This window comes from Pseudoduganella sp. jia 12, assembly GCF_055502675.1.
Map to the genome: position 1 here is coordinate 109,965 of NZ_JBUXKP010000013.1, position 17,309 is coordinate 127,273.

Consider the following 17,309-nt stretch of genomic DNA (forward strand, 5'->3'; position numbering starts at 1 on the left):
CCGGGCTATTGCCCGGCAACACGGGCTCGGCAGTATGTCTTCCACACCGCAAAAAATCAGACGTGCGTGCGGAAAATTGCCAAAGTTGAATGTTCGACACGACAGGCATAAACGGCTACACTTCGCCCCTAAGTTAGAGCAACAGGAGAAAATATGAGCTGGTTGGAAAAACTGCTTCCTCCGCGCATCCAGCGCTCGGAGGCTGCCGCTCGCAAGACGATGCCCGAGGGCCTGTGGGTGAAGTGCCCCTCCTGCGAGGCCGTCCTGTACCGTACCGACCTGGAGTCGAACCTGCATGTGTGTCCGAAGTGCGACCACCACATGCGCATCCGTGCCCGCGAGCGCCTCGATGCGCTGCTCGACGCTGGCGGCCGCTATGAAATCGGCCAGGAAACGCTGCCCGTCGATACGCTGAAGTTCAAGGACAGCAAGAAATACCCGGATCGCCTGAAGCAGGCGCTGGAAGCGACCGGCGAGACCGATGCGATGGTGTGCCTGGGCGGTTCGATCATGAGCCTGCCGGTCGTCGTGGCGTGCTTCGAATTCGAATTCATGGGTGGTTCGATGGGTTCCGTCGTCGGCGAACGCTTCGCCCGCGCGGCCCAGGTGGCGCTCGAACAGAAAGTGCCGTTCATCTGCATCACCGCCACCGGCGGCGCGCGCATGCAGGAAGGCCTGCTGTCGCTGATGCAGATGGCCAAGACCACGTCGATGCTGACCAAGCTGTCCGAAAAGAAGCTGCCGTTCATCAGCGTGCTGACCGATCCCACGATGGGCGGCGTGTCCGCGTCGTTCGCCTTCATGGGCGACGTGGTGATGGCCGAGCCGAAGGCGCTGATCGGCTTTGCCGGCCCGCGCGTGATCGAGAACACGGTGCGCGAAAAGCTGCCGGAAGGCTTCCAGCGCAGCGAATTCCTGCTCACCAAGGGCGCGATCGACATGATCGTCGACCGTCGCAAGATGCGCGAGGAAATCGCGCGCCTGCTGGCACTGCTGCAGAACCAGGCCGCTGAAGTGCTGGCATGAAAATGCCGGCATGATCGTCGTCGCCTGACACTGCCGCGGCAACGCGGCACGACATGAAACGGGGCCGGGTCCGCAAGACCCGGCCCCGTTTCATGTCGTGCGCTAGAATCACGTCTTTGCGCTAATCCCTCCGCTTTTCTCCAACCGACATGTCAACCCCGACCACCCTGCCAGAATGGCTCGCGCTGCTTGAATCGCGCCACGCCGAAACCGTCATCAACATGGGCCTCGACCGCGTCCGCGCCGTCAAGGAGCGCCTGCAGCTGCAATTCACCTGCCCGGTGATCATGGTGGCCGGCACCAACGGCAAGGGGTCCACCTGCGCGATGCTGGAATCGATCCTGCTGCGCGCGGGCTACCGCGTCGGGCTGTACATCAAGCCGCACTTCCTGGACTTCAACGAACGTGCCCGCGTGAATGGCGACCTGGCCTCCGATGCCATGCTGGTCGAAGCGTTCGATGCCGTCGAGGCCGTGCGTGGCGACACGCCGCTGACGTATTTCGAGTTCACCACGCTGGCGATCATGCACCTGATGAGCAAGTCGCAGCTGGACGTGGCCATCCTCGAAGTGGGCCTGGGCGGCCGGCTCGATGCCGTCAATATCGTCGATGCCGATGTCAGCATCGTCACGTCGGTGGACATCGACCACGTCGACTACCTGGGCGGCACGCGCGAGCAGATCGGCTTTGAAAAGGCCGGCATCTTCCGGCCGGGCAAGGCGGCGATCTGCAGCGACCCGGTGCCGCCGCAGGCGCTGGTCGACCACGCGAATGCGATCGGCGCGGACCTGTGGCTGATGGGCCGCGACTTCAACTATTCGGGCGACAAGCAGCAATGGAATTACGGTGGCCGTGGCCAGCGCCGCAACGCGCTGGCTTACCCGAGCCTGCGCGGCGCCAACCAGCTGCTGAACGCATCGGCCGCGCTGGCCGCGCTGGAAGTGCTGCGCAACGAGCTGCCGGTCGGCGCGCAGGAGGTGCGGCACGGCCTCGTCACCGTCGAGCTGCCGGGCCGCTTCCAGGTGCTGCCGGGCCGCCCCAGCGTGATCCTCGATGTGGCGCACAACCCGCATGCGGCGTCGGCATTGAACCAGAACCTGGGCAATATGGGCTATCACCCGTACACGTTCGCCGTGTTCGGCTCCATGCACGACAAGGATATCGATGGCGTCATCAAGGCCATCGGCGGCTCGATCGACCACTGGTGCCTGGCCACGCTGCCGTCGCCGCGCGCCGCGTCCGCGTCGGAACTGGCTGCGAAAGTGCAGGCTACCGTGCCCGATCCACATGAAAAAACCGTCAATGTCTTCGATACGCCTGCACAAGCTTTTGCAAATGCAATGAGCCGGGCGGGCGAGAATGATAGAATTGTGGTCTTTGGCTCGTTCCTGACGGTGGCTGGTGTCATGGCCGCCCGCAAATCCTCCCTCCACTGATTGATACATGGGCTTGTTCTCGAAATTCGGCAAAAACAAGCAGCAGTCCCCAGAAGACAGCGGCTACTACCGGGCCGCGGATGACCGCGCCATCACGGAGCGAGCCCGCTCCAAGCGTGCCTCGTCCGCCGACGCGGGCACCGGGGCGCCCCGCACCCGTGTCCGCAAGGAAGCGGCGGACCCCGTGCTGCCCGAAAAGAAGCGCGCGCGCCGCCGCCTGGTCGGTGCGATCGCGCTGGCCCTGGCCGTGGCGATCGGCCTGCCGATGGTGCTCGACTCCGAGCCCAAGCCGCTGGCGAACGACATCGCGATCCAGATCCCTCCGAAGGACAAGCCCGACAGCCTGAAGGCCGATGCCGAGCCGGCCGCCGATGCCGTGGCGGAGGCCGCCGCCGATGCCGCCATCGACGCCAAGACGGCGCAGGCCGAAGCGCTCGACCAGAGCGAGGAAATCGTCGAGCCGGAAGACAACACGCCGGTGGTCTCGCCGCCGCCGCGCCCGCTGCCGAAGGTCGAGCCCAGGGCCGAAGTGCCGAAGCTGGCCGAGCACAAGCCCGAACCGAAGCACGAGCCGAAGGTGGAAAGCTGGCACGAGCCGAAGCCGAAGCCGGAGCCGAAGAAAGTGGCCGAAGCCAAACCGGAACCGAAGAAGCCCGAATCGAAGCCTGACCCGAAGCCCGAAGCGAAGCCCGTTCCGAAAACGGATGACGCCGCGCGCGCATTGGCGCTGCTGGAGGGCAAGGCCGCGCCGGCCCCGGCCGACTCGGGGCGCTTCGTGATCCAGGTGGCCGCACTGGCCGCGAAGGACAAGGTCGAGGAATTGCAGGGCAGGCTGCGCGATGCGGGCATCAAGTCGTTCACGCAGAAATCGCCGTCGGGCGAATTGACCCGCGTGAAGGTGGGGCCGTTCGGTAGCCGCGAGGAAGCGGAAAAGGCCAAGGCCAGGCTGCAGAAGATCGGCCTGTCGGGCAGCCTGAGCCCGGCCTGACGTGACGCTGTGGCGCTGCCGTGACGATTCCCGCTGTAACGATCTTTGACTACGTGGTGCTGTTCGTGCTGGGCACGTCGACCCTTGTCAGCCTGCTGCGCGGCCTGATGAAGGAAATGCTGTCGCTGCTGGGCTGGGTCGTGGCCTTTGTGATTGCCAACGCCTATGCCGCCGAACTGGCCGCCATGCTGCCGCCAGCGATCCCCGGCGAGGTCGTGCGGCTGATCGTCGCGTTCCTGGCACTCTTCATCGGCGTGCGCATCCTGATGGGCTTGCTGTCGATGGCCGTGTCGGCCCTTGTCGAGGCCGGTGGCATGTCGCTGGCCGACCGCGGCCTCGGGGGGCTGTTCGGGCTGGGGCGCGGGCTTGTAATCGTGCTGGCGGGCGTCATATTGTGTGGCATGACGTCGATCCCGCAGCAGTACTTCTGGCGGGAGGCACTGTTCTCCCCCTATGCGGAAACGGGCGTGCGCACCGTGAAACCGTTCCTTCCCGCTGCCGTGGCGCAGCACGTGCAATTTTAGAATTTCTTACTCAAGCAGCACCCTGTTCAGGAGCACAATATGTGTGGCATTGTCGGCGTCGTTTCCCATCAACCTGTCAACCAGCTGCTGTATGACGCGCTGCTGCTGTTGCAGCATCGCGGCCAGGATGCGGCCGGTATCGCAACGAATCACAGCAGCATGTTCTCGATGCACAAGGCCAATGGCCTCGTGCGCGACGTGTTCCGTACACGGAACATGCGTTCGCTGATGGGCAATTCGGGCATCGGCCACTGCCGCTACCCGACGGCCGGCTCGTCGTCGGAAGAGGAAGCGCAACCGTTCTATGTCAATGCACCGTTCGGCATCACGCTGGCGCACAACGGCAACCTGACCAACTGGGAACAGCTCAAGACCGAGATGTTCAAGAACGACCGCCGCCACATCAACACGGACTCCGATTCGGAAGTGCTGCTGAACGTGCTGGCGCACGAGATCATGCGCGCCACCACCGGTTATTCGCTGGATGCGGGCACGCTGTTCGACGCCGTCACGGTACTGAACCGCCGCGTGCAGGGCGGCTATGCGGCCGTGGCGCAGATCGCCGATGTCGGCCTGCTGGGCTTCCGCGATCCGCACGGCATCCGTCCGCTGTGCCTGGGCATCAATGAAACCGAGCACGGCACCGAATACATGCTGGCGTCGGAATCCGTGGCGCTCGAAGGCGCCGGCTTCCGCTTCGTGCGCGACGTGGAGCCGGGCGAAGCCGTGTTCGTCGATGCCGACAACAAGCTGCATGCCCGCATCTGCGCCGACAATCCGTCGCTGAACCCGTGTGTGTTCGAGTACGTGTACCTGGCCCGGCCCGATTCCGTGATCGACGGCGCCTCCGTCTACAGCACCCGCCTGAAGATGGGCGAATACCTGGCCGAGAAGATCAAGCGCGAAGGCCTGGCGGACGATATCGACGTCGTCATGCCGATTCCCGACTCGTCGCGTCCGGCCGCGATCCAGCTGGCGCTGCGCCTCGGCAAGGAATACCGCGAAGGCTTCATCAAGAACCGCTACATCGGCCGCACCTTCATCATGCCGGGCCAGGCACTGCGCAAGAAGTCCGTGCGCCAGAAGCTGAACGCCATCGGCGACGAATTCAAGGGCAAGAACGTGCTGCTGGTCGACGACTCGATCGTGCGCGGCACCACCAGCCGCGAGATCGTGCAGATGGCGCGCGACTCCGGCGCGAAGAAAGTGATCTTTGCTTCCGCCGCGCCGCCGGTGCTGTACCCGAACGTGTACGGCATCGACATGCCGACCCGCGACGAACTGATCGCCCACGGCCGCACCGTCGAGGAAGTGTGCAAGGAAATCACGGCCGACGCGCTGGTCTACCAGGACCTGGAAGACCTGAAAAGGTCGATCTCGGACGTCAATCCCGCACTGACGAGCTTTGAAGCGTCGTGCTTCGATGGCAAGTACATCACGGGCGACATCTCGGCCGATTATCTGGACCGCATCGAGCAAGCGCGCCACAATCCGAAAGAAAAAGTCGAGGACGCCGCGCGCAACCACCTGAACCTGAATGCGGCCATGACCGAAGCGTAAATCACGGGCTCCTCGCGGAGCCCTTTTTATTGCCCGAAATCTTGGAACGTTTCCCAAAACCGGGGTCAGACCCCGGTTTTCGGAAACATTTCCTGAAACCGGGGTCAGACCCCGGTTCTTGGCAACTATTCTGATAAGACATGAACGACAAGAAAAACTACGGTTTTACCACCACGATCCTGCACGGCGACCGCCAGAAGACCATCGAGCAGGGTTCCTTGCACAAGCCCGTCCACACGTCGGTCGCGTTCGGCTATACGGATGCGCGACAACTGGCCTCGGTATTCCAGGGCCGCGAGCCGGGCTTCCGCTACGGCCGCCAGGGCAACCCGACCGTGTCGGCGCTGGAAGAAAAAATCAACAAGATGGAAGACGGCGTCGCCACGCTGTGCTTCGCCACGGGCATGGGCGCGATCGGCGCCGTGTTCCAGGCACTGCTGCGGGCCGGCGACCACGTGGTCTCGTCGTCCTTCTTGTTCGGCAACACCAACTCGTTGTGGCAGACGGTGGCCGGGCAGGGCGTGGCCGTCGATTTCGTCGATGCGACCGATGTGGCGAATGTCGAAAGCGCGCTGCAGGACAATACGCGCATCGTGTTCGTCGAAACGATCGCCAATCCGCGCACCCAGATCGCGGACCTGGAGCGCATCGGCGCGCTGTGCGCGGCAAAGGGCATCCTGTACATCGTCGACAACACGATGACCACGCCTTACCTGTTCCGTCCGAAAGCGGTGGGTGCCGGCCTCGTCATCAATTCGCTGACGAAATCGATCGCCGGCCACGGCAACGCGCTGGGCGGCAGCCTGACCGATACCGGTACCTACGACTGGAACCGCTACCCGAACATCTTCGAGAACTACAAGAAGGCGGCGCCGGCGATGTGGGGCATCACGCAGGTGCGCGCCAAGGGCTTGCGCGACTTCGGCGCTTCGCTGGGCCCGGAAGCTGCGCACCACATTGCCGTCGGTGCCGAAACGCTGGCGCTGCGCATGGAGCGCACGTGCGCCAATGCCAGGGCGCTGGCCGAGATGCTGGAAGCCGATCCGCGCGTGGCCGCCGTGCATTACCCGGGCCTGCCGTCGCACCCGCAGCACGCCATCGCGACCGACCTGTTCAAGGCCCATGGCTCGCTGTTCAGTTTTGAACTGCAGGATGGCATCGACTGCTTCGACTACCTGAACCGCCTGCGGATCGCCGTGCCCGCGTCGAACCTGGGCGACACCCGCACGCTGGTGATCCCGGTCGCGCACACGATCTTCTACGAAATGGGAGCCGAGCGCCGCGCGTCGATGGGCATCGCCGAATCGCTGATCCGCGTATCGGTGGGCATCGAGGATACCGATGACCTGGTCGACGATTTCCGCAAAGCGCTGGATGCATGAGGCATGAGGCAGCACTGGATCGGTGCCGCCGCCGCATTGGCCACGCTGTTTGCCGCCACAGCCGCGCAGGCTGAAGTCTCGGTGCCGCTGGCGCTGGAAAAGGGCATCCCCGTGGCGCAGCTGGCCATCGCCGGCAAGGTCTTTCCGTTCACGTTCGACACCGGTTCGTCCCGTACGCTGCACCTGACGCGCGACGTGATGGCCGAGATACCCGGCCTGAAACTCACGGGGCGCAAGTTAAGAAGCGCCGACCTGACCGGCGAGGTGCGCGAGGAGGAGGAGTTCGTCATTCCCGACCTCGTCGTCAACGGCGTATCGTTCGGCGAGGTGACGGGCGTGTCGTACGAGGCGTGGGGCCTGCACATCGGCGATGGTGCCGGGCTGCCGCCGCACTCCGTCGTCGGCCTCGGTCTCTTTGCCAGGCAGCCTTTCGTGTACGACCAGTCCGCCCGCACCTTGCGCTTCGGCGCGCCACTCGATCCGGGCCCGGGCTGGCGGCCGCTTCCTTATGAGCGGGTGCATGAAGGCATCGTCGCGACCTTGTCGAATGACCGGGCCCGCTATCGGCTCGTGTTCGATTCGGCCGCCAGCATCTCGATCGCCAAGCCGCAATCCGTGGAAAAGCAGGGAGACAGGCCGGCCCCGTGCGACGCGTTCGGGCCGGACAAGCCATGCAGCTTCGTATCGGTCTCGCTGCCCGGCGGGGCGGCGATCACGCCCTACCTGATGCCGTTGCCAGGCTTCTTCCAGCCAGACGGCATCCTTGGCGCCGACTTTTTCGGCCAATATGCGATCCATGTGGACCAGGCCAGGGGCAGGGTGGCGGTGCGGCCGACGGGAGGGCAGGTTCGTGAGGTTGAGCGATAAGGCAGGCGCCGCGACACGGTCGCAGCGCTGCATGATGTGGATGGTGCCGGCCAGGGCAGCCGACATCAGGCGCCGTGCCCGCCCTTGCAAGCGGGCGCGACAGAAGGGATGTCAGTGCCAGGCGCGCAGCAGACCGACCGCCAGGCCTTCCAGTGCGAATTCATCTTCGGGCTTCACGGTAATGATCTTGAAGTCCGGGTTTTCCGGCAGCAGTTCGATCGTGGAGCCGGTGCGGCGGTAGCGCTTCACCGTGACTTCGCTGCCGATGCGGGCCACGACGATCTGGCCGTTCTTGGCACTGTCCACCTTCTTCACCGCCAGCAGGTCGCCATCCATGATGCCCACATCACGCATCGATTCGCCGCGCACCTTCAGCAGGAAATCGGGTTTCGCGGAGAACAGGGCCGGGTCGACGCTGTAGGTTTTTTCCAGGTTTTCCTGCGCCAGGATCGGCGAGCCGGCAGCCACGCGGCCGATCAACGGCAGCTGCATCAGCAGCGCCGCCGGCACCTGCGGGATGTAATCGGTACCATGCGCGGTACCATGCGCGGCCCCATGACCAGAACCGGGTGCACCCGCCGGCGCCGATGGCCCCGACGCGGCCCGCGCGGCGCGGTCGCCCAGCAGGCGAATGCCGCGCGACGTGCCGGCCGTGATTTCGATCGCACCCTTGCGCGCGAGCGCCTTCAGGTGCTCCTCGGCCGCATTGGCCGATTTGAAACCCAATTCGGCGGCGATCTCGGCGCGCGTTGGCGGGAAGCCGGTGGTGTCGATGGCATCCCTGATCAGGTTGAGAATTTGTTCCTGCCTTGCGGTGAGCTTGATCATGGTGCGATGAGCTGTAAAGAATAGCTGTGGATATAGACAGTCTGTATTTTTGTACAGTGTCTGTGCGAATGCAAGAGGAAACACGATTCAGGCGCAGAAATATTTCATGAAAACCGGCGGCAAGCGCCAATTTGCGGGAAATGTTGCAAAAAACCCGATGCTCGTTACCCGTTTGCACAGCCCTTGCGAGCCCGTCGGCGCCCAGGCTGGCGGCTAGCCAGCGCTCAAAATACCTGCTATGCTTGCGGGCTTACCTCTTCCCACACCCGTCTTGACGCCGGGGTGGGCTATCAACAGTCCTTAAGGGAGTTTGCATGCGTCACTACGAAATCGTATTTATCGTCCATCCGGACCAGAGCGAGCAAGTGCCCGCGATGATCGAACGTTACAAAGCCAGCGTGACCTCGCGCGGCGGTAACGTGCACCGCGTGGAAGACTGGGGCCGCCGTCAAATGGCGTACTCCATCCAGAAACTGGCCAAGGCACACTACATCTGCCTGAACATCGAGTGCGACAACGACACTCTGGTCGAACTGGAAACCGCGTTCAAATTCAATGATGCCGTGCTGCGTCACCTGACCGTCAAGCTGAAGAAAGCGGAAACCGCTCCTTCGCCGATGATGAAGTCGGTCCAGCGTGAAGACGCCGCCAAGAGCCACCGCGCTGAAGCCGCGGCCGCTCCGGCAGCTGCTGCAGCCTAAATCCTGGAGTCTTGCTGAACGAGCTGAAGTTCACTGGCCTGATCACCGAGCGGGAAGTCATACGTTATACCCCCGCCGGGCTGCCGATCGTGAATGCAATATTGCAGCACAGTTCGCAGCAGATCGAGGCAGGCATCGCCCGCCAGACGGAATTTGAAATCGCCGCGCTTGCCGCGGGAGAGATTTCAGGCCGTTTCAGCAGCGCGCCACTGGGAGGGGCCTACGAATTCTCGGGGTTCCTCGCCAGGAAAAGCCGCAACAGCAAGAGCCTGGTTTTTCACATCATTGATTTTCGTGCCGCGTGAAGCGACACAATATTTAAATACAGGAGCCTAAAATGGCATTCGGTAAAAAGTTCGACAAAAACAAAGCCAAGCTGAAAGAAAAGCGCAAACAGCAGAACCCGCTGTTCAAGCGTAAGAAGTTCTGCCGCTTCACCGCCGCTGGCGTTGAGCAAGTTGACTACAAAGACGTCGACACCCTGAAAGATTTCATCCAGGAAAACGGCAAGATCATGCCGGCACGCCTGACCGGCACGAAGGCGCACTACCAGCGTCAAGTGGATACCGCGATCAAGCGCGCGCGCTACCTGGCCCTGCTGCCGTACACCGATCTGCACCACGCCTAATCGGCAGCAGTACAGATAGAACTGGAGAACATTATGCAAATCATTCTGCTGGAAAAAGTTATCAACGTCGGCAACCTGGGCGACGTGGTGAAGGTCAAGGACGGCTACGCACGTAACTTCCTGATCCCGCAAAAGCTGGCACGCCGTGCCACGACGGCCGCCGTGGCCGAGTTCGAAGCCAAGCGCGCCGACCTGGAAAAAGCCGCCGCTGAAAAGCTGGCAGCCGCACAAGGCCAGGGCGACAAGCTGAACGGCATGACCGTGACCGTGTCGCAAAAAGCCGGTGTCGATGGCCGCCTGTTCGGCTCCGTCACCAACTTCGACATCGCCGAAGCGCTGACCAAAGCCGGCTTCGCCGTGGAAAAAGCTGCCGTGCGCCTGCCGAACGGTCCGCTGAAGACCACCGGCGAGCACCCGGTGTCGGTTTCCCTGCACACGGACGTGGTGGTCGACGTGACCGTCGCCGTCGTGGGCGAAGCTGCTTAATTACCGGGATATTTCCTCGGTAAGATCGTCGTACATTAAAAAAGCCGGGTTCGCCCGGCTTTTTTATTGCCGGCGCCGGCGTCGCGAGGCCCTGCATGCAGCCCGCGAACCGCACCCGAAGCATGTGTCGGAACGCGCTGTTTCGCTGCCGCGTGAAGGGCGACAGGCCTGACATTTGGCTGCTATAACAGAGCTGCGAGGGTGTCATCGAGCTGTCACAAAGCTGCCTCCAGGGCAGCGATCTTGCCAACCATTATGAACTCTGGCCTGCTTATGCAGGTATAATGCGCGCCATGAATGCCCCATCCGACCCGCAAGTCGATTCCCTCCGTATCCCGCCACATTCCATCGAAGCCGAGCAATCGGTCATCGGCGGTTTGTTGCGCGATAACGCCGCCTGGGACCGCATCGCCGACTTCATGCACGCGGAGGATTTCTATCGCTACGACCACCGGATCATCTTCGAACAGATGATCCGCCTGATCAATGGCGGCAAGCCGGCGGACGTGATCACCGTGTTCGAAGCACTGACGATGCTGGGCAAGGCCGACGAAGTGGGCGGCCTGCAATACCTGAACGCGATGGCGCAGAACACGCCGTCGGCGGCGAACATCCGCCGCTATGCCGAGATCGTGCGCGACCGCGGCGTGCTGCGCAAGCTGATCACCGTCGCGGATGAAATCTCCGGCAACGCGTTCAGCCCGCAGGGCAAGGAAGTCAAGCAGATGCTCGACGAAGCGGAATCGAAGATCTTTGCGATCGCCGAGCAGGGTTCCAGGGGCTCGCAGGGCTGGACAGCCGTGCAGCCGCTGCTGACGCAGGTGGTCGAGCGCATCGATGAACTGTACAGCCGCGACAGCGGCAGCGAGATCACGGGCGTGCCCACCGGATTTGCAGACCTGGACAAGATGACGTCCGGCCTGCAGCCGGGCGACCTGGTCATCGTCGCGGGCCGTCCGTCGATGGGCAAGACGGCATTTTCCGTCAACATCGGCGAAAACGTCGCGATCGAAGCGGGCCTGCCCGTCGCCGTGTTCTCGATGGAGATGGGCGGCGCACAGCTGGCGATGCGTATGCTGGGCTCCGTTGGCCAGCTCGACCAGCATCGCCTGCGTACCGGCAAGCTGAACGACGAAGACTGGCCGCGTCTCACGCACGCGATCCAGAAAATGAACGAAGCGCAGCTCTACATCGACGAGACGCCGGCGCTGAACCCGATCGAGATGCGCGCGCGCGCGCGCCGCCTGGCGCGCCAGTGTGGCAAGCTGGGCCTGATCATCGTCGACTACCTGCAGCTGATGACGGGCTCGCAGGCCGGCGACAACCGGGCCGCCGAGATTTCCGAAATCTCGCGTTCGCTGAAGGGCCTGGCGAAGGAACTGCATTGCCCGGTGATCGCGCTGTCGCAGCTGAACCGCTCACTGGAACAGCGGCCCAACAAGCGTCCGGTCATGTCCGACCTGCGCGAATCCGGCGCTATCGAACAGGATGCGGACGTGATCATCTTCCTGTACCGCGACGAAGTCTACAACCCCGATTCGCCCGACAAGGGCACCGCCGAGATCATCATCGGCAAGCAGCGTAACGGCCCGATCGGCGCGATCCGCCTCACGTGGATGGGCATGTACACCAAGTTCGGCAACTACACCGGTAACCTGTCGATCTACCAGGGCGACTGATATAAAAAGGGACCGCTTAGAGCGGCGGTCCCGGCAGCACCCCCGAATCAACCAACGGAGAATAAAATGTTTGGACGCCTGATGCCCACCGAGGGCAAATTCTTTGACCTGTTCAACCAGCATGCTGAACTGTGCGTCAAGGGCGCGAAAGAAATGCTGGGCCTGATGACCAATTTCGATGACCTGGAAAACCGCGTGCACGCGATCGAGAGTATCGAAAAACAGGCCGACAAGATCACCTACACCACGGTGGACCTGCTGCACAAGACGTTCATCACGCCGATCGACCGCGATGACATCCACAAGCTGATCACCAAGATGGACGACATCCTGGACATGATGGAGGACGCCGCGCAGACCGTGTCGCTGTACGACCTGCACGCCGTCACGCCGGAAGCCAAGCGCCTCGCCGAACTGGTGCTGGCATGCTGCGAGAAGGTCAAGGATGCGGTAGGCCTGCTGTCGAACATGGACAATGCCCGCGACATCGTCGGCATCTGCGAGGAGATCGACCGCCTGGAGTCGGACGCCGACCACGTGATGCGCGCCGCCATGTCCAAGCTGTTCCGCGACGAGCCGGACGTGCGCAACCTGATCAAGATGAAGGCGATCTACGAGATCCTGGAAACCGTGACCGACCGCTGCGAAGACGTGGCCAACATCATCGAAGGCATCATCGTCGAGAACGCGTAAGCGTCGCACGGTAAAACAACAACATGCAGACCTTAGAAATCAGCATCTACGCGCTGGGGCTCCTGATTGCCCTCGCGCTGCTCTTCGACTTCATGAACGGCTTCCACGACGCGGCGAATGCAATCGCCACGGTCGTGTCGACCGGCGTGCTGAAACCGCAGACCGCGGTGGCCATGGCGGCGTTCTTCAACTTCATTGCGATCTTCATCGTGGGCCTGCACGTGGCGACGACGATCGGCAAGGGTACCATCGACCCGCAAGTGGTGGACCACCACGTGATCTTCGGGGCGCTGGTGGGCGCCATCGTGTGGAACGTGATCACCTGGTACTACGGCATCCCGTCGTCGTCGTCGCACGCACTGATCGGCGGCCTCGTTGGCGCCGCGGTCGCCAAGGCCGGTACCGGCGCGCTGATCGCCAGTGGCCTGATCAAGACCGTGGTGTTCATCGTCGTGGCGCCGCTGCTGGGCTTCTTCCTCGGCACGCTGATCATGCTGATCGTGTCGTGGGTGTTCGTGAAATCCACGCCGCGCCGCATCGACACGTGGTTCCGCCGCCTGCAGCTCGCTTCCGCCGCCGCCTACAGCCTGGGCCATGGCGGCAACGATGCCCAGAAAACCATGGGCATCATCTGGATGCTGCTGATCGCCTCCGGCCACGTGGCCGCCGATGCCGCCGCGCCGCCCACCTGGGTCATCGTCTCGTGCTACGGCATGATCTCGTTCGGCACGCTGTTCGGCGGCTGGCGCATCGTCAAGACGATGGGCCAGAAGATCACCAAGCTGAAACCGGTCGGCGGCTTCTGCGCCGAAACGGGCGGTGCGATCACGCTGCTGATGGCATCGTTCTGGGGCGTGCCCGTGTCGACCACGCACACGATCACCGGCGCCATCGTCGGTGTCGGTTCCGCGCAGCGCCTGTCGGCCGTGCGCTGGGGCGTGGCCGGCAACATCGTGTGGGCATGGGTCTTCACGATCCCGGCGTCGGCTTTCGTGGCCGCCATCGGCTGGTGGGTCGGCACGCAGATCCTGTAAGGGCCGCGTGCATGCAAAAAAGGGAGCCGCGGCTCCCTTTTTTTGTATTCGGCTAGAATATCGGATGCCTTCCGTTCCCGCTTCCCTTTCCCGCCTTGCTTTCCTGTCCCGCTTCAAGCCCGATAATTTCACGCTGGTCCTGCTGGCAACCGTCGGCGTCGCCACCCTGCTGCCCTGTACCGGCCAGGTAGCCGTGGTGCTTGGCGATATCACCACGTTCATCATCGGCCTGCTGTTCTTCCTGCACGGCGCCAAGCTGTCGCGCGAGGCCGTCATCGCCGGCATCACGCACTGGCGCCTGCACCTGCTGGTGCTCGGCACCACGTTCGTGCTGTTTCCCATCCTCGGCCTGGCGTTCAAGCCGGTGGCATTGCAGCTGCTGACGCCGGACCTGTACGTGGGCCTGCTGTTCCTGTGCATGCTGCCATCGACCGTGCAGTCGTCGATCGCGCTGACCGCGATGGGCCGGGGCAACGTGCCGGCCGCCGTCTGCAGCGCCTCGGCATCGAACTTCCTCGGCATCTTCATCACGCCGCTGCTGGTGTCCGCCTTCGTCGTGCAGGGACACGTGGAACGTTCGACGGGTGACGCGGTGCTGGCCATTGTGCTCCAGTTGCTGGTGCCGTTCCTTGCCGGCCAGCTGCTGCGCCCCGTGATCGGCAAATGGATCGACCGCCACAAGCCGGCGCTGAAATACGTCGACCAGGGGTCGATCCTGCTGGTGATCTACACCGCGTTTTCGGCGGCCGTCGTCGAAGGGCTGTGGCACAAGCTGTCGCCCGCCGTCCTCGTCACGCTGGGCATCGTTTGTTGCGTGCTGCTGGCCGTGGTGCTGTCCCTCACGATGTACGCCAGCCGCAAGCTGGGGTTCTCGCGCGAGGACGAAGTCACCATCGTGTTCTGCGGCTCGAAGAAAAGCCTCGCCTCCGGCGTGCCCATGGCGAAAGTGCTGTTTGCCACGTCGTCGCTGGGCATGGTGATCCTGCCGATCATGCTGTTCCACCAGATCCAGCTGATGGTGTGTTCGGTCATGGCGCAACGCTTCGCGCAACGCACCACGGAGTAAGCGACCTTTCTTCTCATATCTGGGATATATTCTCGGATATGGGAAATCATGAACAATTCGAAGCGAAGCTGGTCGCCCGGCTGGCCGCACTGCGCGAGGCGCGCGGCTGGTCGCTGGACGCGCTCGCGCAGGCCAGCGGCATCAGCCGCGCCACGCTGTAGCGCCTGGAACGCGGCGAATCTAGCCCCACGGCAGCCCTGCTGGGCAAGCTGTGCGCGGCCTACGGCATGCCGATGTCGCGATTGATCGCCGCCGTCGAGGAGGGCGGCCCGCAACTGGTCAAGGCGGCCGACCAGGCCGTGTGGACGGACCCCGCCAGCGGCTTTACCCGCCGCATGGTGTCGCCGCCGGCGCAGGGCCTGCGTGGCGAACTGGTCGAAGGCCGGCTGCCGGCCGGTGCCGTGATCGACTACGAGCGGCCGCCCCAGGCGGGGCTGGAACAGCACATCTGGCTTCTTGACGGCCTGCTCGACTACACGCTCGATGGCGCCACGTACCGGCTGCAGCCGGGCGACTGTCTGCGCTTCCGCCTGTACGGCGCCACGCGTTTCTCCTGCCCCGGCACCACGGGGGCCCACTACCTCATCGCCATCTGCGAACCATGATCACGATCGACGAACTGACGGGCGACGGCGTGCGCGCCGCCGCCGCCGAACTGGCCGATGTCCTGCACGACTGCGTGGCGCACGGCGCCAGCGTCGGCTTCCTGCCGCCGTTCGCGCCGGCCGATGCGCGCCGTTTCTGGCACGATGTGGCCGCGCAGGTCGATGCCGGCGCGCGCACGCTGTTCGTGGCCCGCGACGGCGACAGCATCGTCCGCGGCACGGTGCAACTGGCGCTGGCCACGCCGGCGAACGGCGCCCACCGCGCCGAAATCAACAAGATGCTCGTGCACACGGGCAGCCGGCGGCTGGGCATCGGCCGCGCGCTGCTGCAAGCGGCCGAGGCGCGCGCCCGGGCACTGGGCCGCACGCTGCTCGTGCTCGACACATGGGTGGGCAGCGGCGCGCAGCACCTGTACGCCGGCCTGGGCTACCGCACCGCCGGCGACATTCCGCGCTATGCGATCCTGGAAGGCCGTACCCTCGGCGCCACCCGCGTCATGTACAAGGTACTCGGCCCGGCGATCGACGTGGCCGTCGCCGATCCCGCTTCAAGCGACGCCGTGGCGCTGATGGACGAGCTGTCCGGCGTGTTGCGCGGGATCACCGGCGACGGCGGCAACGCCTCGTTCGATCCCGCCAGTTGCACACTGTTCGCGATCGCCCGCGATGCCGCGGGCACGGCAGTCGGCTGCGGCGCGCTGCGCCGGCTTCCCGGCGATGGCGATATCGCCGAAATCAAGCGCATGTACGCGCGGCCCGGCAGCGGCGCGGGGAGCGCCGTGCTGGCCTTCCTGGAAGCGCAGGCCGGCGCGCTCGGCTACCGCGGCCTGTGGCTGGAAACGCGCAAGGTCAATGCGCGCGCCGTGCGTTTCTACGATGCGCAGGGCTACCTGCGCATCCCCAACTTCGGCAGGTATGCCGGTATCGATGCGGCGGTGTGCTTCGGCAAGCGACTGTAGTTCAGTCGTGGCAGGCCACGCAGAGCTTGTTGCCGTCCGGGTCGCGGAAGTAGGCGCCGTAGTAACTGGCGTGGTATTCGGGCCGCAATGCCGGCGGCCCCTCGCAGGTGCCCCCACGGGCCAGCGCGGCGGCATGGGCACGGTCGACCGTGGCGTGGTCCGGCGCCAGCAGCGCCGTCATCGCGCCATTGCCGGCGGTGGCCGGCATGCCGTCGAACGGCGCCCCGACCAGCAGCAGCGGGCGGGGCGCGTCGCGCGGCATCCAGCCCGCCCACGGGCGCGAGTCGTCGCGAAAGCGCAGCGGCTGCCCGAGCGCTTCCATCACGCCCGAGTAAAACGTGAAGGCACGGCCGAAGTCGGTCACGCCGATGAAGACATGGGACAGCATCGTTTTCCCCTCGATTGACGATCGATCGACACTCAGCGCCGCAGCATCACCAGCGCCTGGATGACTTCCAGCGAGCGCCACGCCATCGCGAAGCCGAGCGCCACGAACACGAGGCCGAACACCGTTCCGTAATCGCCACCCATCAGGGCGCCCAGCCACAGCGCGCACGTGACCACGAGGATCGTCACCAGCAGGCGCGTGGCCCAGCCTTCGTGGCCTTCGTGCCCCGTGGCGAGGTTGCGGTGCGCATAGGCCGTAAACAGCTTGGCGCGGCGCTTCCCGACCACGAGCAGTTCCTGCCCCTCGGCGATCACCAGCGGAGCGTTCGAGACGATCTTCACCAGCTGGCCGTCGAGCCGGAACACGGCCGCGTGAATCACGCTGGTCCCGGTCTTCGGGTTGTGCGACACGGTCTTGCCGCGCCGCAGTTCAGTGACGGTACCCTTCAGTTTCTCCATG

At 64.1% G+C, this 17,309-nt stretch carries 21 protein-coding genes; 18 read left to right on the forward strand and 3 right to left on the reverse strand.

The window, feature by feature from the left end; translation table 11 throughout:
• Nucleotides 1–153: 153 nt before the first annotated feature.
• From accD to ACY65G_RS25450, 7 genes are all read left to right on the forward strand, one after another.
• Entirely contained in the window at nucleotides 154–1,026 is an 873-nt protein-coding gene (accD, locus tag ACY65G_RS25420; protein ID WP_465000068.1) for an acetyl-CoA carboxylase, carboxyltransferase subunit beta, read from the forward strand.
• Nucleotides 1,027–1,175: 149 nt separating this feature from the next.
• Nucleotides 1,176–2,462 (forward strand): bifunctional tetrahydrofolate synthase/dihydrofolate synthase, encoded by a 1,287-nt coding sequence (gene folC, locus ACY65G_RS25425; RefSeq protein WP_465000069.1) that lies wholly within the window; start codon nucleotides 1,176–1,178, stop codon nucleotides 2,460–2,462.
• A gap of 7 nt (nucleotides 2,463–2,469) precedes the next feature.
• On the forward strand, nucleotides 2,470–3,450 hold the full coding sequence (locus tag ACY65G_RS25430) for an SPOR domain-containing protein (RefSeq protein WP_465000070.1): 981 nt from the start codon (nucleotides 2,470–2,472) through the stop codon (nucleotides 3,448–3,450).
• 20 nt (nucleotides 3,451–3,470) lie between these two features.
• Nucleotides 3,471–3,974 (forward strand): CvpA family protein, encoded by a 504-nt coding sequence (locus tag ACY65G_RS25435; protein ID WP_465000071.1) that lies wholly within the window; start codon nucleotides 3,471–3,473, stop codon nucleotides 3,972–3,974.
• A gap of 39 nt (nucleotides 3,975–4,013) precedes the next feature.
• Nucleotides 4,014–5,534, forward strand: a complete 1,521-nt coding sequence (purF, locus tag ACY65G_RS25440) for an amidophosphoribosyltransferase (protein WP_465000072.1) — start codon at nucleotides 4,014–4,016, stop codon at nucleotides 5,532–5,534.
• A gap of 140 nt (nucleotides 5,535–5,674) precedes the next feature.
• Complete coding sequence (locus tag ACY65G_RS25445) at nucleotides 5,675–6,916, forward strand: cystathionine gamma-synthase family protein (RefSeq protein WP_465000073.1); 1,242 nt, start codon at nucleotides 5,675–5,677, stop codon at nucleotides 6,914–6,916.
• 3 nt (nucleotides 6,917–6,919) lie between these two features.
• Nucleotides 6,920–7,783 (forward strand): pepsin/retropepsin-like aspartic protease family protein, encoded by an 864-nt coding sequence (locus ACY65G_RS25450; protein WP_465000074.1) that lies wholly within the window; start codon nucleotides 6,920–6,922, stop codon nucleotides 7,781–7,783.
• A 111-nt stretch (nucleotides 7,784–7,894) separates the two neighbouring features.
• Here ACY65G_RS25450 and lexA read toward each other — a convergent pair whose 3' ends face one another.
• On the reverse strand, nucleotides 7,895–8,611 hold the full coding sequence (gene lexA, locus ACY65G_RS25455; RefSeq protein ID WP_465000075.1) for a transcriptional repressor LexA: 717 nt from the start codon (nucleotides 8,609–8,611) through the stop codon (nucleotides 7,895–7,897).
• A 314-nt stretch (nucleotides 8,612–8,925) separates the two neighbouring features.
• Between lexA and rpsF the strand changes: the two genes are divergently transcribed.
• The 11 genes from rpsF to ACY65G_RS25510 all read left to right on the forward strand — a co-directional run bounded on the left by rpsF (nucleotide 8,926) and on the right by ACY65G_RS25510 (nucleotide 16,462).
• A complete protein-coding gene (rpsF, locus tag ACY65G_RS25460; RefSeq protein WP_465000076.1) occupies nucleotides 8,926–9,312 on the forward strand; it encodes a 30S ribosomal protein S6 in 387 nt (128 codons plus the stop codon).
• Between the two features lie 14 nt (nucleotides 9,313–9,326).
• Nucleotides 9,327–9,617, forward strand: a complete 291-nt coding sequence (priB, locus tag ACY65G_RS25465; RefSeq protein WP_465000170.1) for a primosomal replication protein N — start codon at nucleotides 9,327–9,329, stop codon at nucleotides 9,615–9,617.
• A gap of 32 nt (nucleotides 9,618–9,649) precedes the next feature.
• Nucleotides 9,650–9,940, forward strand: coding sequence for a 30S ribosomal protein S18 (gene rpsR, locus ACY65G_RS25470; protein WP_107143310.1), 291 nt, complete (start codon nucleotides 9,650–9,652; stop codon nucleotides 9,938–9,940).
• A gap of 33 nt (nucleotides 9,941–9,973) precedes the next feature.
• Complete coding sequence (rplI, locus tag ACY65G_RS25475) at nucleotides 9,974–10,426, forward strand: 50S ribosomal protein L9 (RefSeq protein ID WP_465000077.1); 453 nt, start codon at nucleotides 9,974–9,976, stop codon at nucleotides 10,424–10,426.
• A 293-nt stretch (nucleotides 10,427–10,719) separates the two neighbouring features.
• On the forward strand, nucleotides 10,720–12,105 hold the full coding sequence (locus ACY65G_RS25480; RefSeq protein WP_130188127.1) for a replicative DNA helicase: 1,386 nt from the start codon (nucleotides 10,720–10,722) through the stop codon (nucleotides 12,103–12,105).
• Nucleotides 12,106–12,171: 66 nt separating this feature from the next.
• On the forward strand, nucleotides 12,172–12,798 hold the full coding sequence (locus tag ACY65G_RS25485) for a DUF47 domain-containing protein (protein WP_465000078.1): 627 nt from the start codon (nucleotides 12,172–12,174) through the stop codon (nucleotides 12,796–12,798).
• 23 nt (nucleotides 12,799–12,821) lie between these two features.
• On the forward strand, nucleotides 12,822–13,832 hold the full coding sequence (locus tag ACY65G_RS25490; RefSeq protein ID WP_465000079.1) for an anion permease: 1,011 nt from the start codon (nucleotides 12,822–12,824) through the stop codon (nucleotides 13,830–13,832).
• A 64-nt stretch (nucleotides 13,833–13,896) separates the two neighbouring features.
• The gene (locus tag ACY65G_RS25495) at nucleotides 13,897–14,898 is read left to right on the forward strand and encodes a bile acid:sodium symporter family protein (RefSeq protein ID WP_465000080.1); all 1,002 of its coding nucleotides are present in this window, start codon (nucleotides 13,897–13,899) and stop codon (nucleotides 14,896–14,898) included.
• A 38-nt stretch (nucleotides 14,899–14,936) separates the two neighbouring features.
• Nucleotides 14,937–15,059 carry a helix-turn-helix domain-containing protein gene (locus tag ACY65G_RS25500; protein WP_465000081.1) on the forward strand — a complete coding sequence of 41 codons (123 nt, stop codon included), beginning with the start codon at nucleotides 14,937–14,939 and terminating at the stop codon, nucleotides 15,057–15,059.
• Nucleotides 15,060–15,131: 72 nt separating this feature from the next.
• The gene (locus ACY65G_RS25505; RefSeq protein ID WP_465000082.1) at nucleotides 15,132–15,503 is read left to right on the forward strand and encodes a cupin domain-containing protein; all 372 of its coding nucleotides are present in this window, start codon (nucleotides 15,132–15,134) and stop codon (nucleotides 15,501–15,503) included.
• Nucleotides 15,500–16,462 (forward strand): GNAT family N-acetyltransferase, encoded by a 963-nt coding sequence (locus ACY65G_RS25510; protein ID WP_465000083.1) that lies wholly within the window; start codon nucleotides 15,500–15,502, stop codon nucleotides 16,460–16,462. The genes ACY65G_RS25505 and ACY65G_RS25510 overlap by 4 nt, the downstream gene beginning before the upstream one ends.
• A gap of 1 nt (nucleotide 16,463) precedes the next feature.
• Here ACY65G_RS25510 and ACY65G_RS25515 read toward each other — a convergent pair whose 3' ends face one another.
• Together ACY65G_RS25515 and ACY65G_RS25520 are read right to left on the reverse strand one after the other, a co-directional pair.
• Nucleotides 16,464–16,850: a VOC family protein gene (locus tag ACY65G_RS25515; RefSeq protein ID WP_465000084.1), complete on the reverse strand. Its 387-nt coding sequence runs from the start codon at nucleotides 16,848–16,850 to the stop codon at nucleotides 16,464–16,466.
• 32 nt (nucleotides 16,851–16,882) lie between these two features.
• Entirely contained in the window at nucleotides 16,883–17,308 is a 426-nt protein-coding gene (locus ACY65G_RS25520; protein WP_465000085.1) for a hypothetical protein, read from the reverse strand.
• Nucleotide 17,309 lies beyond the last annotated feature (1 nt).

Coding starts and splice junctions, on each gene's coding strand:
- accD (WP_465000068.1), top strand. CDS start 154: ATGAGCTGGTTGGAAAAACTGCTTCCTCCGCGCATCCAGCGCTCGGAG.
- folC (WP_465000069.1), top strand. CDS start 1,176: ATGTCAACCCCGACCACCCTGCCAGAATGGCTCGCGCTGCTTGAATCG.
- ACY65G_RS25430 (WP_465000070.1), top strand. CDS start 2,470: ATGGGCTTGTTCTCGAAATTCGGCAAAAACAAGCAGCAGTCCCCAGAA.
- purF (WP_465000072.1), top strand. CDS start 4,014: ATGTGTGGCATTGTCGGCGTCGTTTCCCATCAACCTGTCAACCAGCTG.
- ACY65G_RS25445 (WP_465000073.1), top strand. CDS start 5,675: ATGAACGACAAGAAAAACTACGGTTTTACCACCACGATCCTGCACGGC.
- ACY65G_RS25450 (WP_465000074.1), top strand. CDS start 6,920: ATGAGGCAGCACTGGATCGGTGCCGCCGCCGCATTGGCCACGCTGTTT.
- lexA (WP_465000075.1), bottom strand. CDS start 8,611: ATGATCAAGCTCACCGCAAGGCAGGAACAAATTCTCAACCTGATCAGG.
- rpsF (WP_465000076.1), top strand. CDS start 8,926: ATGCGTCACTACGAAATCGTATTTATCGTCCATCCGGACCAGAGCGAG.
- rpsR (WP_107143310.1), top strand. CDS start 9,650: ATGGCATTCGGTAAAAAGTTCGACAAAAACAAAGCCAAGCTGAAAGAA.
- rplI (WP_465000077.1), top strand. CDS start 9,974: ATGCAAATCATTCTGCTGGAAAAAGTTATCAACGTCGGCAACCTGGGC.
- ACY65G_RS25480 (WP_130188127.1), top strand. CDS start 10,720: ATGAATGCCCCATCCGACCCGCAAGTCGATTCCCTCCGTATCCCGCCA.
- ACY65G_RS25485 (WP_465000078.1), top strand. CDS start 12,172: ATGTTTGGACGCCTGATGCCCACCGAGGGCAAATTCTTTGACCTGTTC.
- ACY65G_RS25490 (WP_465000079.1), top strand. CDS start 12,822: ATGCAGACCTTAGAAATCAGCATCTACGCGCTGGGGCTCCTGATTGCC.
- ACY65G_RS25495 (WP_465000080.1), top strand. CDS start 13,897: ATGCCTTCCGTTCCCGCTTCCCTTTCCCGCCTTGCTTTCCTGTCCCGC.
- ACY65G_RS25500 (WP_465000081.1), top strand. CDS start 14,937: ATGGGAAATCATGAACAATTCGAAGCGAAGCTGGTCGCCCGGCTGGCC.
- ACY65G_RS25505 (WP_465000082.1), top strand. CDS start 15,132: ATGTCGCGATTGATCGCCGCCGTCGAGGAGGGCGGCCCGCAACTGGTC.
- ACY65G_RS25510 (WP_465000083.1), top strand. CDS start 15,500: ATGATCACGATCGACGAACTGACGGGCGACGGCGTGCGCGCCGCCGCC.
- ACY65G_RS25515 (WP_465000084.1), bottom strand. CDS start 16,850: ATGCTGTCCCATGTCTTCATCGGCGTGACCGACTTCGGCCGTGCCTTC.
- ACY65G_RS25520 (WP_465000085.1), bottom strand. CDS start 17,308: ATGGAGAAACTGAAGGGTACCGTCACTGAACTGCGGCGCGGCAAGACC.